The following is a 301-nucleotide window of genomic DNA, read 5'->3' as shown; positions in this document are numbered from 1 at the left end:
TAGCGGAGCAGGAAGGACATCTGATGGAAATGGAAGCCACGCAAGCACCTTAAAATCACCATCATACACTAAATCAGTAAGTTGGCAGCATTACCTACTTTGATGTCTGAAGTTAAAATTAGAATTAATAATAATAGAAAGTAAGTGACGTTCGTCTGAAGAAAGAGGATGAGCTTTTTGTATTATCTCAGAGATATAGTGTCTGGACACCTTATCGAGATGCTCAAGTGACCGAAATGATGACCGTGCTCCAGATGGCGCTTCAATAGAAAGATTTAGTGATTTGAAACTGGTCCCTTGA

The 301-nt window shown here is 39.5% G+C and carries 1 pseudogene; it reads right to left on the bottom strand.

What is annotated here, in order from left to right:
- Window positions 1-96: 96 nt before the first annotated feature.
- Window positions 97-301, bottom strand: a pseudogene (locus BHE85_RS26615) (hypothetical protein); the annotation flags it as partial.

It is taken from the genome of Shigella sp. FC1567 (genome assembly GCF_001743015.1).
GTDB lineage: Bacteria > Pseudomonadota > Gammaproteobacteria > Enterobacterales > Enterobacteriaceae > Escherichia > Escherichia coli.
Note: the sequence above shows the minus strand (reverse complement) of the source record. Positions and strands in the feature narration are given on the sequence as shown.